9 protein-coding genes and 1 riboswitch are annotated in these 13128 nt (G+C 45.8%); of the genes, 2 read left to right on the top strand and 7 right to left on the bottom strand.

The annotated features are described in order from the left end of the window. Positions 1–23 precede the first annotated feature (23 nt). Both HWX64_RS04865 and HWX64_RS04860 read right to left on the bottom strand, forming a co-directional pair. On the bottom strand, positions 24–281 hold the full coding sequence (locus HWX64_RS04865; protein ID WP_175987759.1) for a hypothetical protein: 258 nt from the start codon (positions 279–281) through the stop codon (positions 24–26). A 139-nt stretch (positions 282–420) separates the two neighbouring features. Further along, positions 421–780, bottom strand: coding sequence for a DUF805 domain-containing protein (locus HWX64_RS04860; protein ID WP_175987757.1), 360 nt, complete (start codon positions 778–780; stop codon positions 421–423). Positions 781–1056: 276 nt separating this feature from the next. On the opposite strand from HWX64_RS04860, the gene HWX64_RS04855 reads away from it, so the two are divergent. Beyond that, positions 1057–2475 (top strand): sodium:alanine symporter family protein, encoded by a 1419-nt coding sequence (locus HWX64_RS04855; RefSeq protein WP_175987755.1) that lies wholly within the window; start codon positions 1057–1059, stop codon positions 2473–2475. Positions 2476–2670: 195 nt separating this feature from the next. Beyond that, positions 2671–2788: riboswitch (SAM riboswitch) on the top strand. A 103-nt stretch (positions 2789–2891) separates the two neighbouring features. After that, the gene (locus HWX64_RS04850; RefSeq protein ID WP_175987753.1) at positions 2892–4508 is read left to right on the top strand and encodes a sodium:solute symporter; all 1617 of its coding nucleotides are present in this window, start codon (positions 2892–2894) and stop codon (positions 4506–4508) included. 179 nt (positions 4509–4687) lie between these two features. Here the strand turns inward: HWX64_RS04850 and HWX64_RS04845 are convergent, their stop codons facing one another. From HWX64_RS04845 to HWX64_RS04825, 5 genes are all read right to left on the bottom strand, one after another. Further along, positions 4688–5449, bottom strand: coding sequence for a class I SAM-dependent methyltransferase (locus HWX64_RS04845; protein ID WP_175987751.1), 762 nt, complete (start codon positions 5447–5449; stop codon positions 4688–4690). 121 nt (positions 5450–5570) lie between these two features. After that, positions 5571–8651: a GNAT family N-acetyltransferase gene (locus HWX64_RS04840; RefSeq protein ID WP_175987750.1), complete on the bottom strand. Its 3081-nt coding sequence runs from the start codon at positions 8649–8651 to the stop codon at positions 5571–5573. A 594-nt stretch (positions 8652–9245) separates the two neighbouring features. Continuing rightward, the gene (locus HWX64_RS04835) at positions 9246–11120 is read right to left on the bottom strand and encodes a prenyltransferase/squalene oxidase repeat-containing protein (protein WP_175987749.1); all 1875 of its coding nucleotides are present in this window, start codon (positions 11118–11120) and stop codon (positions 9246–9248) included. A 203-nt stretch (positions 11121–11323) separates the two neighbouring features. Further along, complete coding sequence (moaA, locus tag HWX64_RS04830) at positions 11324–12331, bottom strand: GTP 3',8-cyclase MoaA (protein ID WP_175987748.1); 1008 nt, start codon at positions 12329–12331, stop codon at positions 11324–11326. A 54-nt stretch (positions 12332–12385) separates the two neighbouring features. Then, entirely contained in the window at positions 12386–13015 is a 630-nt protein-coding gene (locus HWX64_RS04825; protein ID WP_175987747.1) for a molybdenum cofactor guanylyltransferase, read from the bottom strand. Positions 13016–13128: the final 113 nt, after the last annotated feature.

Below are 13128 nucleotides of genomic sequence, written 5' to 3'. Positions count from 1 at the left end.
TTTCAACTCTCTATTCAGCCAGGCTACTTTGTCTTACCTTCCTCTAAATCAAGCCAGGTCAACACCTCTTTCAGGATTGTATTGACCTTTTTACTCACATATTCATCGCCGTAAATGCGCTTCGCTTTCTCAAGATCCTCAAGGACCCCCTCTTCCAGATCAATAAAAGGGGCGTCCTCCTCCATCTCATTATAGAGCTCGATCATTGCCTCCAAACCTTCTTGCATCCTGTCGATGGCATCACTGTATTTTTCGGTTTCATCACTTTTCGCTCGCATCATATCACCCATCATTAGTATGTGTGGGAATTGCTGGGATTATACTTTATACAGCTAAAGGCCCGTCCCGCGATGCGTTAAAGGATAAAAGAACACCCGGCTTCCTTATTATAAAGGCACGCCGGGTGTAATGGTGTTCGTCTTATAGATAGCCTCCGCCAAATTTAGGATTCTGTCCCCATTTATTGGATTGACTCTCTCCTTCCAGGCACATGAATACGAGAATCACAATGGCTCCAACGAGCGGGATAAGGGAGATCAAAATCCACCAGCCGCTCCTGCCAGTGTCGTGAAGACGGCGGATCGATACGGCAAGTGACGGCAGGAAGACAAACAGGGAATAAAGTCCATATAACCATCCGTCTATACCCGCAGCCATTTCAATCACGAAGACCCCCATTGCGATTAGAAAGTTGACGAGCGTGAACATCCAGTACTCTTTTCTTCTTGCTCTATCACGAAAATTCACATAGTTCTTTATTACTTTCAAATACCAGCTCATGCTATTACTCCTTTTTTATGTATGTTTACTATTCTTATAGTAGTATAACATACCAGTGTCGAAGACTGTCGGAAAAAGGCGGGCATCATTTACCCTTCCCCCTTGAATTATTAGTATGCCGACACCCTTCAAGCCCAGTCCCTCACTGCACTAAAGGCTAGTCCAAACCACTCATTCTCTGGCAAACTTTCACATATCACTGGACAGCCAGGGGGTGGTACTATATATAATAGTAGAGGCACAATCAGAAAACGCTTACATCATGAGGGGGATTTTATGTTAGATGTACTAAACAAGATCAATTCATTTCTTTGGGGGACACCAAGTTTAGTACTGTTGTTCGGGACAGGCTTATTTTTGACCATCATGCTTAAAGGCTTGCAGTTCAAGAAATTATTTTACGCATTTAAGCTGGCATTTACGAAGGAACCGAAATCTGAATCTGCTGAGTCTGAAGGTGACATCAGTAACTTTAAAACATTGATGACTGCATTATCCGCAACCATTGGAAACGGGAACATCGCAGGTGTGGCTACGGCTTTGACAATCGGGGGACCAGGGGCCATCTTCTGGATGTGGATCGTCGGCCTTTTAGGGATGGCGACGAAATATGCAGAGGCACTGCTTGCGATGAAATACCGTGTGAAAAATAAAAACGGAGAGTATTCAGGCGGACCGATGTATTACGTTGAAAAGGGGCTCGGGAGCAAGTGGAAATGGCTCGCTGTTGCTTTTGCTCTATTCGGGGCATTCGCCGCACTTGGAATCGGGAACAGCGTGCAGTCGAATACGATTGCCGATGTCATGACGACGAGCTTTTCAATTAATAATTGGGTAACCGGGATTGTACTGGCTGTGCTTACTGCACTGATTATTTTCGGCGGTATCCAACGAATCAGCACGGTGGCTTCATTCTTCGTGCCAATCATGGCCTTCCTTTATATCGGCGGGTCACTATTGATCATCGGACTGAATTATGACATGATCGTTCCAGCTTTCAAACTGATTTTCCATTACGCATTTAATCCTGTTGCAGCTGCAGGCGGATTTGCCGGTATTGTCATCAGTGAAGCAATCCGCAGCGGTGTATCACGCGGAATCTTCTCAAATGAAGCCGGCCTTGGTACGGCCGCGCTGATTGCCGGGAATGCAAAAACGGATCATCCTGTAAAACAGGCCCTGGTTGCAATGACCGGGACATTCATCGTGACGATCATCGTGTGTACAATGACGGGGCTCGTCTTGATTATCACCGGTTTCTGGGATCCGACCGGCGGTGCCATTTCAGGTGTCCAGCATGCCGCTGACCTTGACGGCGGTGCATTGACGAGCGCCGCATTCGGACATGCCCTCGGGGTTGCAGGAGAATACATCGTTTCATTCTCCGTCATTTTCTTTGGGTTCTCGACGATTGTCGGCTGGTATATGTACGGTGAGAAGTGCTTCGAGTACTTGACCGGCTATCGCTATATTGCTTCGTACCGTTTGATTTATGTCGTTGCAACCGGGATGGGTGCAGTGGCGAATCTTGAACTGGTTTGGGCATTTGCAGACATGTCGAACGCCCTGATGATGATTCCGAACTTAATTGCCTTACTTCTTCTTTATAAGGTGATCGTGAAGGAAACAAATCATTACTTTAATGAGTATCTGCCCGGGCAGATGCAGTCTTATTCTAAAAGAAAAGCAAGTTAAGAAAAACCGTCACGGGTTCACCGGGGCGGTTTTCCTATTCATGCTCATTTATCTATATCCTCTAATAAATAAACCGTCTGCTTCCCTGAGAAATTTGAAGAAATAACTTTCTGGTTCTTTTCTCTTAATTTTCGAAATCATTTGACGACATCACATTAATGCGTTACAGTAATACATAACTTAAAATGAATATAATCCTTATCGAGAGCCAGGGGAGGAAATTGGTCCTGTGATCCTGCGGCAACCTGTTATTTTCTTATTTGAAAGTAGTAAGGTGCTAATTCCAACAGACACACAGTCTGGAAGATGAGGAAGAGATGATGCCTCTTCCTCTGGGAGAGGCTTTTTCTATTGAATTCCTCTTTTATTCCTGACTAAACAGATCGTTATAAAAACAATAAAAGGGGATGTTAAAGATGACAGAAGTTGGTTATTGGTTTATCGGTTTTGCACTTTTTTACACAGTCTTTCTTATTTTTGTAAGTCAGTTTTCAAGAAAGAAGGCTGTCGATGGGAATGGTTTCTTTGTTGGCGGACGGGGATTCAATTCCTTTTTTGTAGCAGTTTGCATTACTGGATTATTCTCGGGATCATCCTATATTGCGATACTCGAACTGAGCTATTTGACGGGTATATCAGCGATTTGGTACGGGGTGGCCGAGACCATTCACGTGTTGATCATTGCTCTGGTCCTGATTACCCCATTTAGAAAAAAAGCCCTTGTGACGATTTCAGGACTGCTTGGAGACCGTTATGGTGAAAAGGTCAGAGGGATCGCCGGCGCTATTACGGCGTTTACCTTCCCAATGTGGTCGGTCGCCACAGCACTTGCTTTTGCATCGGCAATGTCTGTATTTACCGGAATCTCATTGATTTGGTCCGTTACGATTACTGCGGTCCTTCTCCTCGCTTATCTTCAGTTTGGGGGAATGTGGTCAATCGGCTTTACACAATTGAGTAATGTGATCGTATTTTTCATCATGCTGGCGATTGGAACGTATGCATTCTTTATCAACCCCGGAGTAGAAGGAATTGCTTCGTTATTTAAAGAAAAACCTCAGTTTGCTTCTTGGAATGGAGCAGGAATACAAACCATACTTGCTTGGTTCGGTACCTTCTTGTTCAATGTGATCTTGGCTCAAGCTGCCTTTCAGATGGCGTTATCCTGTAAAACTCCTGAGGAGGGCCGAAAAGGATTATTATATGGTGCTGTTTTGGGCATTCCACTCATCATAGGTGCTGTTTTATTCGGTCTGGCTGCTCAGCAGGTGGTTCCGGGTCAATCCCAAGGCTTGGTAGCGATCCCACTTTACCTGATGGAGACTCTCCCTGCTCCACTTGTCGGATTATTTTTCCTCGGGTTCTGGGCTGCTGCCCTCAGCTGGGGTGCCCCGTGTCAATTCTCAGGGGCCACGAGCCTTGGGAGAGATACCGGAAAAGCCATCAACCCTAAAGCTACAGAGCTGCAGCTGGTTCGTTATACGAAGTGGTCCCTTGTGTTATTGACCGTATTAATGATTAGTTTCGCCTTAATTCGTTCTGAACAATCCGCTTGGTGGAATGTGCTCGCCTGGGTTACACGGAACTCGGCAACCTTCGCCCCCGTTGTAGCTGCTTTGTTCTGGCCGGTCGTTACAAAACGCGCTGCCCTCCTTTCTCTTTTTACAGGTTCATCTTCAGGGCTGCTCTGGTATCATCTGGGAGGTTGGGCGATCAATGATTTCTATCAGAATATACACCCTGTGTGGATCGGGATGATTATAAACATACTGACAATCGTGTCGATCAGTTTAATCGAAAATGCCGGCAAGCTGGAATGGATGGGTTCTATCAACAGCATTGGCGCGTATTCGGCAGCAGTATCTCTTTTGCTTGCTGTCACAGCGGCCTCGACATTCGGCTTTCTCTATAAAACAGGGCTGCTCGGCATTGTATTGACACTTATTGTATTGGGACTATTCACGACATGTATTAACTTCATCCAGAAAAAAGAAACAGCTGTAACCAAAAACGCAATCTTGAAAACAAGCTAAAAAAGCAACACCCGTTCCCCTGTATTGTTAACGATGCTTCTGATTAATAAAAAAGTCCTTAATAGCAAGAAAGCCTGCTTCCGGCAAACGGACGCAGGCCTTCTGTTATTCACGTTTTTTGACCAGTGAATGCCTATTCCGTTAAGGAATCGTCTCCACGCACTGATTAATCATACCCTTTATTTCTCTGCAATATAAATGATCTTTTCATGACTTCCTGACGGCTGCTTTCCTTCCACGAAGTCTGCACAGATGTTTATTTTAGAAAAGCCGATTTCCTTCAGGATCAGCCTGAGCTCCTCCACCCCATACCACCGAATGGCAAAACGCTGGAGCTCTGTTTCAATGAGACTCCCGCTTCTCCATTTTTCGTATTTCAGGTGAGTCACTTTTCGCTGATAGAAGAAATCCGCTTCGACGAGCTTGCTCTCCATCGTAATGGTGTCTCCGTCCGGAAGCGGGAAGACGGATGTATTCACCTTGCCGGTCTCAAATTGAGCGTCAGGAAGAAACACATCCATCATAAGTCTCCCGCCAGGTTCCAGGTGATCATGGAGTTTCCTTAACGCGTGCATGGATTCTTCACGGTCATCAATCAATAAAAAGGAACCACCAGGGATGATGATTGCTTCATACTGATGAGGCAAATCAAGAGTCTGTAAATTGGATTCGTAAAGCTCCGCCTGAAGCCCCCTCTCTTCCAAACGGTGTCTGCATGAGGCGAGCATTTCCGGTGAATCATCCATACCGTCCACCTTAAGACCGTTTGCCAATAAAGGGATCATGACCCTGCCAGAGCCGACCATAGCCTCCAGGATCCTGCCTTTTGTATCTCTCAACTTTTCCCGATAAAATTCAATATCCCCACTGAATGATTGTCCTACTTCTTTTGTCAGGTCATATACTTCTGTACAAAGCTTTCCATAGTGACTAAACGACATACTTGTTTCCTCCACGTTTATATAAATAAGAGCAGCAGATTGATTGCCGCACCTCTTCTCTCTTGCCGTACGGTTAAAGGGATCGAATGCCCGACAGGTTAGCCGAAGCGGGCAAATCCCATTACTTAAATGATATTTTTCTGAATTGCTTATACGACCCGGAAAAGTCTTCCTCACCCAGGACCATCAAGGTCGGCTTGACCTTCACACATTCACCAGAAGCAGCTGACCATTCCTCTGAAGAGGCGGCTACGAATACTTCCTGATTCATATACACCTCATTCATTTTTGCAGATTCAGGGTGGATGAGCAGGGCCTTTTCTTTTCGTTCATCTGAACCTGCATGGACGTATGGGCTGTCTCCAAGCACAAACTCTTCCACACCCGAATAATACGTATCGAACTTCCCTTGGGACGGCAGCTTCACATAGCATGAAGATAATGCTTCACCAGGTTTGAAGAATGCCTCGAGATCCACCGACTCTCCCGCAAACGTACGGCCGGAATTCTGTTCGATTTCGCAATAGAAAGCAAGAACGGGAACTTCCGGAAGAGTAAGCGCATATTGACGGAGGGTGACCCCCTTCATCGTTTCATGCTCTTTGAACACCGTGGTCACGGAAAGCCCGCTCCAGCTGTTTCCGTGCTCATCCTGCTTTGTGACAGGTTCCACGGTTGTCGGCTCTTTCAGCATCGAGTAGGGACTTACATTCATGAAGGTATAACGCACCCCTCCTCCCCACGGATTCCACCAGGCTTTCGGTCCCGGTTCCGGATACTGATGGTGAAGGAATTCTTTATTTTTATAAATCAATGAATATATTCCAGGATAATAGCCGGCTGCCGCTTTGAAGGCAAGCACGCCATTGTCCACGGTCCAGCCATCCTCATTCTCTACCATCCCGATTTCTTTATTACCTGTTACCAGCGCGGCTGTTTCGAGTGATGCCTGCTGACCTCGGGATTGGAATTGGCCTGTTAACCGATTCACTCCAGGTGTCCCGTGACAAAGTTCCACATTCACTTCTGTGACTTCATCCTTTTTCGTCACCCTTTGTTCCACACTATTCCCTTCACCCTCAAGGAATAGTTTTCCTTCGAGATAAGGTGTAAGCATAGACCGGAAAGAATAGTTCACCTTTCCACGAGCCGGGGTAATAAGGTTCCCATCAGCCGCTTCAAGAGTATAAAGCGGGCATTCTTCCATGCTGTCTGTATCATCGCCGAGAACGAATGACCTCCATTCTTTCCAGGACGGGGATGAATTGATCCCGACTTGGATCGGACCGAGGCATACTTCCTTCTGGGAAGGGACATGGTCGATCTTATATTCAATCGCAAAATGCCAATCATTTTTTCTCCCCAATGCACCTTCCGGCCACGCAAGACCTTTCGTTTCACCATTCGCTGCCGAGGTGAACAGCCAGCGTTCCGAGATTTCCTTATCACGGATATAGTCCATGAACGGCATCATGGCCTCATCGCCTGTGACCACGCCATCTTTTTGTGGAATGGCCATCCGCTTGAACTCGATCGGCAGCGGCTGGATCAGATAGAGCCGCTCTTTCGGTTCATCGGATTTATTCACGACTTCATGTTTGATTTCCAAGATTCCGGACCCGTATATCTTCATATACGTATTCAAAATCACCGATGAAAAAGTTACTGATTCCAAAGTGGTCTTCACGACAAAGGCCTCAGGGGTTTCAATGTACTCCACCGAAGTGGCTTCTTTCTTTGAAAACTCTTCGCTGAACGGCTTACCCAGTTTTGGTGTAAAAAGAGTCATCGGGTTTTGTTTGGAGTGCAGGGAACCGATTTTGACGAAATGATTTCTCTTTTCAATCTCGACAAAATAAGGACCGTTATACGCTGCCCAGTGCTCGTCGGTTTCCCCTCCGAACCGTGCGCCGAGTCCCGGGAATGCGAGTGTCAGCTTTGATTGGAACTCGAAGCATTCGCCGTCCTGTTTCTTGACTTCGATATTCACGTCTTCTGAGTAAAAACCATTTTTTAAAAGCTCGGCCTTAATGGGCACGGAAACCCTGCTTTTCCTCTTTAATTCAGTTGTAACTTCTTTTTGTTCCCACTTCAGGACCTTACTTTGCGGCAGTTTAACCGTCCACAGTGCATCGTCATCAAGCTGGCTTTCGATATCGACATATAGAACCGCTTTCTGATTCGGACGCCAATTCTTTTTTACGGTGCGTAAGTTCAGTCTGCCTGCCTGTTTAGGAAAAACACCCATTTTTAGTGGGAATAATCTGCCGTCAATTTCGATATTTGCCGACACCGCCGGATGTGTTTTCCATGGGCTTGGTTCCCGTTCTGGCAGTGTGAGGACAGCAGGATATTCACCGGCCCACTCGTTTTCCACCGTTTCCTTCCCTATGAAACTATGATTCACGACTTCCGTGGACATGCCCCAAAGGGAAACTTCGACTGGTGCATCCGTTTTGTTGACAACTCGATAAGTAACGGGCTGGTCTTCTTTTTCAAGAAGCTTAAAGTCCGGAAGCTTCATTTCCACGAGAAGATCCTGCGTTTCGATCAGGCGGATTCCTCGTCCTGTCCGTTCAAATTGGACGCGGACATACTCGTCCCCCGCCTCCCATTTGTATTCATAGTAAGTATGATCCCCATCCTTGATTCCGTCCGGTTTCACCTCGATGACACGCTGACTCGCACTATACCAGTCATGTTTATCAAAGAATGGCTTCAGCCAGTCGATTTGTAATACAGAAGGAATGAAATTCATTAAATGAGTGGTATCATCCCTGTCTTCCCAGAAGAACCCGCACTTCTTATAAAGCGGAACGGCTTTGGTATTGCCGGGCCACGTAAACAAGTCAAGGCGGGGCCACTTCAATTCAATCGTTTTTTCGAGTGCTTTCAGGACGAGCTGCTTCCCGATTTTCAATCCATGATAGTCCGGGTGGACATTCAAGAGCGGAATATACAGCGCACCTTCATCTTCACGGTATTGTGATAAGCCGCAGTACCCGACCACCTCTTCATCGACCATGGCCAGATATAGATGAAGATTCGTAGAGTTTCCCTCTTTGTCTATGACATCCTGCTCTGTTGTTACTGTGGAATCCCCGCCCCAGTTTTCCCGGCTTTCGTTCCACATCTTCGCGATCCCTTTCGCGAGACCTTCATGATATTCTACTATTCTTACTTTCTCTAAGGTTGTCTTCATAACTTCCTCCTACACTACGTTTTAATATGTCGAACCTCACACTTTTTTACTGCATTCGTAACTCCGTCGAAAATTTTAATCATCTTTGATCTCCTCCTTTTTTATTTTGGAAGGCTCTTTTATTGCCGCTTTTGATTTCCGTGCAAGACTTCGCTTTCCGCGGGCGGCCGGTAAGCCTCCTCGTCGCTATGCTCCTGTGGGTTAGAAAAGCGGATAGGCTTTGGTCAGAGGCGGGTGGCATAAGGCGAATCGGCCACGAAGGCGTTCTTTGCCTTCTTGGACGAGTTGACTTATGACATGTGCCTCTAAGCCTTGGAGCTGGACAAGTCTTACCTGTCTCGCTTCTCCCGCAGGAGTCTTCATCTTGTACTCCAATCAAAAGCTAGGAATAATTAATATCGCATTAAATTTAATGTCAGAGCCTCTTGGAAAAAATTACTTCCCACCCACAGTTTAAGATGTTATGCATGATAAGTAAAGAATATTCTAACTCTTTAGCGCAGTGCTGTATTGCGGGACGGGCTTTTAGTACTTTGGTGCAGCGAGGGACGGGCTTTTAGCGGGGGGAAGCGGTGAGGGCCCGTTGAAAAGCCCTCAGTCGTATTTAGTTAAATAATGGCTCATAGTCTGGAGCGGCCAGATCCATTTGTAGCTGTGGTAGTGGATATAGAATTTCCCCTTAAGGCCTGCTCCTGTCGGGTAGGAATCTGCCGGGGAAGTCTGTTCGTTATTGATGAGGTCCAAGAGCCTTCTCATTCCTTTTTCAATGGCATCGTCGGCTTGGTCGGATATACTGATGAGGGCATCAAGTGCCCACGCTGTCTGCGAGGCCGTACTGAAGGAAAGCGGAACGTACTTGTTTTTTTGATCGCTGTAGCATGACTCGCCCCAGCCCCCGTCACTTCTTTGAATGCTTTCGAGCCAACTCTTTGCCCTCTCGATGCTTTTATCTGTTGACTGCACTCCTGCAGCCTTCATCCCCGTGACAGCCGCCCACGTTCCATAAATATAGTGGATCCCCCACCTGCCTGGCCAGGAACCGTCCTCTTCCTGACTCAGCTTCAACCACCCAATGCCCCTTTTCATATTTGGGTGATCCTTTGTCAGTCCGGCCCGGCTGCCGAGGAATTCAAGGGTCCTTCCTGTCAGGTCTGCTGTAGAAGGATCAATCGCTGCCGCTTCTGCCCCGTCCAACGGAAATGAAGCAAGAATCCCTTTGGTCTTATTCTTTTCAAAAGCGGGCCAGCCCCCATCACGGTTCTGCATACCGAGCACCCAATCCACCCCCCTCTCCCAAGCTTGCCGGATCTCAGGTCTTTCGCTGGCTGAATAGGTGAGGGCGCGAAGCGCAGCTGTCGTATCATCCACATCAGGATGAATCGAATTGCTTTCAGAAAACCCCCAGCCCCCTGGAGTAACGGTTGGAATCTCGATGGCCCAATCCCCGAATTTATAATGCTGCTGTTTTAACAAGTAACTGACAGACTCCTTTACCGTCTCGCCTTCAAAGCCGACACCCGATTCTTGCAGGACATCGGTGATCAGTGCGGTGTCCCATACGCGTGAAGGGGAATTCTGGACATGAGGCCCGTTATCCGTTTGACAGATCATCTCCTTTAAACCGTTTATGGCATTTCTTATGACAGTGGAGTCTTCCTTATCTCCTGTCGACATCAACGCATAAATCATAAAAAAGGTAGTACTGAAATAACTCAAGTATGTTCCATCTGACTCTATCCGCTGCAACATATAATTGTGTGCAAACTGCCTGGCCTGTGTACGAAGGTAATCCGGCAAACCCGCAAGCTCCTTGATTCCCTCTTTTAGTTTCTCCAGAAGAAACATTCGGTTCTGGTCAGGTTCCTGGCTGCGCCCTGTATTCAGGAACAGATGCCTGATGTTTGGCGTTCGCGATGTCTTCAGATGATAGCGCCCATCCCGGAGTAGCAGGAACGGAGCGATATGCCCCCTTGCATAGCTGCTGAAATCCCAAAAGCTGATAGGAAATGCACCTGGAATAATCAGGACTTCAATCGGAATTGGCATCAGATATCGCCACTCATACTGACCATGAACCGCAAGCATCAGCTTCGTAAGCGTATGAGCCTCCTCCAGTCCCCCTTTCTCCTTGATGAACCTTTCCGCTTTTTTCAAACGAGGGTCTTTTTCATCTAGAAGGCCACTGAATCTCAACGCAAAGTAAGCTTCAATCGTAGCCGATAGATTCCCTTCTTCCTCATCCACGAACACCTTCCACGTCCCTTCTTCCGTCTGCATATTCAGAAGTCTTCTGACCAATTGATAGACAAGCTCATCTTCCTTCAAAAATAAAGAACGGATCAAGATGATCATATAGGCATCCGTCAGCAGACTGTTTTCAAAACAAAACGACCAGCTGCCGTCAGGATTCTGTTTCCGCCGAAGTTCTTCCACCATTTTATTGGCTGTTTCTTTAATTTCCCTTTTCACACGCAGTCCTCCCGCCCTCTTGTTAGGTGTCTTTGATATGTATATGTTTTTGCTGAGCTGGTTAGTAGCCTATAGGCAGGTGCTTAAAACATGATATCGTGCTTATACATTCATCCCACAAAAAAATGCCGAACCCTCATTCCATATAGGTTCAGCATTTATGACATTCCAATTTATTAAAATATTTCTTATGTCTATCCAGCTTATCCACCAATATACGACATCTCGATTTTACGATTCTTCTGGCTTTCTTCGGTGCGGACTTCAGAATAACGGTCCTCCCGCTTTTCCCAAATAGATTGGATCGTTGCAGCAATTTCTTCATCAGATGCACCTGAACGGAGCATGTCTCTTAAGTCATATCCTTCTGAGGCGAACAGACAGGTATAAAGCTTTCCATCTGTTGATAACCGCGCCCTCGTACATGAACCGCAGAATGTTTCCGTGACTGAAGAGATAAACCCTACCTCTGTATTGGTTCCTTTGTGGCGATATCTCTTAGCCACTTCTCCAAAGAAGTCCTGCTTAACAGGTTCGAGCTGATAATGCTCCTGAATCATATCAAACAGCTGTTTTTTTGAGACGACGTCTCTAAAATTCCAGCCATTCGTACAACCAACATCCATATATTCAATAAAACGCAGTGTAATGTTTTCTTCCTTAAAGAAACGAACCATCGACAATATTTCCTGATCATTTAACCCTTTCTTGACAACCATGTTCACCTTGACTTCAAGCCCGGTATCTCTTGCTGCGAAGATTCCCTTCAAAACAGCCGAGACACTCGTATTCATATTATTTATTTTTTTGAACACTTCATCATCAAGAGAATCAAGACTGACATTTACCCGGCATATGCCTGCTTCTTTCAGCGCTTTCGCATGCTTTGCCAGGAAAACTCCATTTGTTGTTAACGTGACGTATTTAATTCCATCCATCGCCGAAAGACGTTTAACCAACACCGGAAGATCTTTTCTCAGCAACGGTTCCCCGCCGGTTAAACGAATCTTCTCCACTCCATATTCCGCAAATAATTCCGCCAAGCGGACAATTTCCTCAAAGGAAAGAATTTCATCTTTTTTCATAAAGGGATAATCAGCCCCGAAAATCTCTTTAGGCATGCAGTAACTGCATCTGAAATTACAACGATCCGTTACTGAAATTCTTAAATCACGCAACGGTCGTTTTCGGGTATCGAGAACATTCTTCATTTTCTCGCACTCCTTACTTTTTGTACCGATTTGTGTTCATCTTAACATGAAGAATCAGTGCTCATTATGATGTTTGTCACAGTCCTCCCTTTTAAAGATTTCCAAATCATGGACTGTATTCACATTTCTAAAGGATACGCCCGCATTTTTCCCCATCTTTTTTTCCTCAATATAGTGAACATCTATCTTCTCCACTAAAGACTGCATCCTGTAGTTTCCTGTAAGCAACTGCTCATAAATCACATCTTTGAGAGAATAATGATACGCTGCAATCAAAAACTGTTTTTTCCCCTCAATGATGGGAATGATCGCTTTGCACCCTGTTCCATCAGCCTCAATGATTTGCTCTATAATGGAGGAATTGATATAAGGAACATCAATCGGCAGCAGAACATACCATTCAACCGGTGCCATTTCTGACATAGCGGTATACATTCCTCCAAGCGGCCCACTTTCTTCGAAGGATGCATCATCCACTATGACAGTCATTCCGGCTACAGCTTTATACTCTCTCTCCAGTTCCCTATTTGTGACCAAAACACAGCTCTCTACAGCTTTCTTCATCGCTCTTATTGACCATTCATAAAAAGGAACTCCTTTATAAAGGGCAAATCCTTTATTTGAACCAAATCTTCTTGACTTGCCTCCTGCGAGAATCACGCCCATCACGTTCTTTCTATCCATAAAGTGTAAATCTTCCTTTCCAGAATATAGTTGTAAACGTAAGCATAACATGTTACTTTAAATGCAATAGTGATAAAAGTTACATGTAAAATACATGTTATCTAGTAAATGTT

This window comes from Bacillus sp. Marseille-Q1617, assembly GCF_903645295.1.
Lineage (GTDB): Bacteria > Bacillota > Bacilli > Bacillales > Bacillaceae_B > Rossellomorea.
The sequence above is the reverse complement of the archived record's forward strand: the minus strand, read 5'-3'. Positions and strand labels throughout refer to the sequence as shown.

Coding starts and splice junctions, on each gene's coding strand:
- HWX64_RS04865 (WP_175987759.1), bottom strand. CDS start 281: ATGATGCGAGCGAAAAGTGATGAAACCGAAAAATACAGTGATGCCATC.
- HWX64_RS04860 (WP_175987757.1), bottom strand. CDS start 780: ATGAGCTGGTATTTGAAAGTAATAAAGAACTATGTGAATTTTCGTGAT.
- HWX64_RS04855 (WP_175987755.1), top strand. CDS start 1,057: ATGTTAGATGTACTAAACAAGATCAATTCATTTCTTTGGGGGACACCA.
- HWX64_RS04850 (WP_175987753.1), top strand. CDS start 2,892: ATGACAGAAGTTGGTTATTGGTTTATCGGTTTTGCACTTTTTTACACA.
- HWX64_RS04845 (WP_175987751.1), bottom strand. CDS start 5,449: ATGTCGTTTAGTCACTATGGAAAGCTTTGTACAGAAGTATATGACCTG.
- HWX64_RS04840 (WP_175987750.1), bottom strand. CDS start 8,651: ATGAAGACAACCTTAGAGAAAGTAAGAATAGTAGAATATCATGAAGGT.
- moaA (WP_175987748.1), bottom strand. CDS start 12,331: ATGAAGAATGTTCTCGATACCCGAAAACGACCGTTGCGTGATTTAAGA.
- HWX64_RS04825 (WP_175987747.1), bottom strand. CDS start 13,015: ATGGATAGAAAGAACGTGATGGGCGTGATTCTCGCAGGAGGCAAGTCA.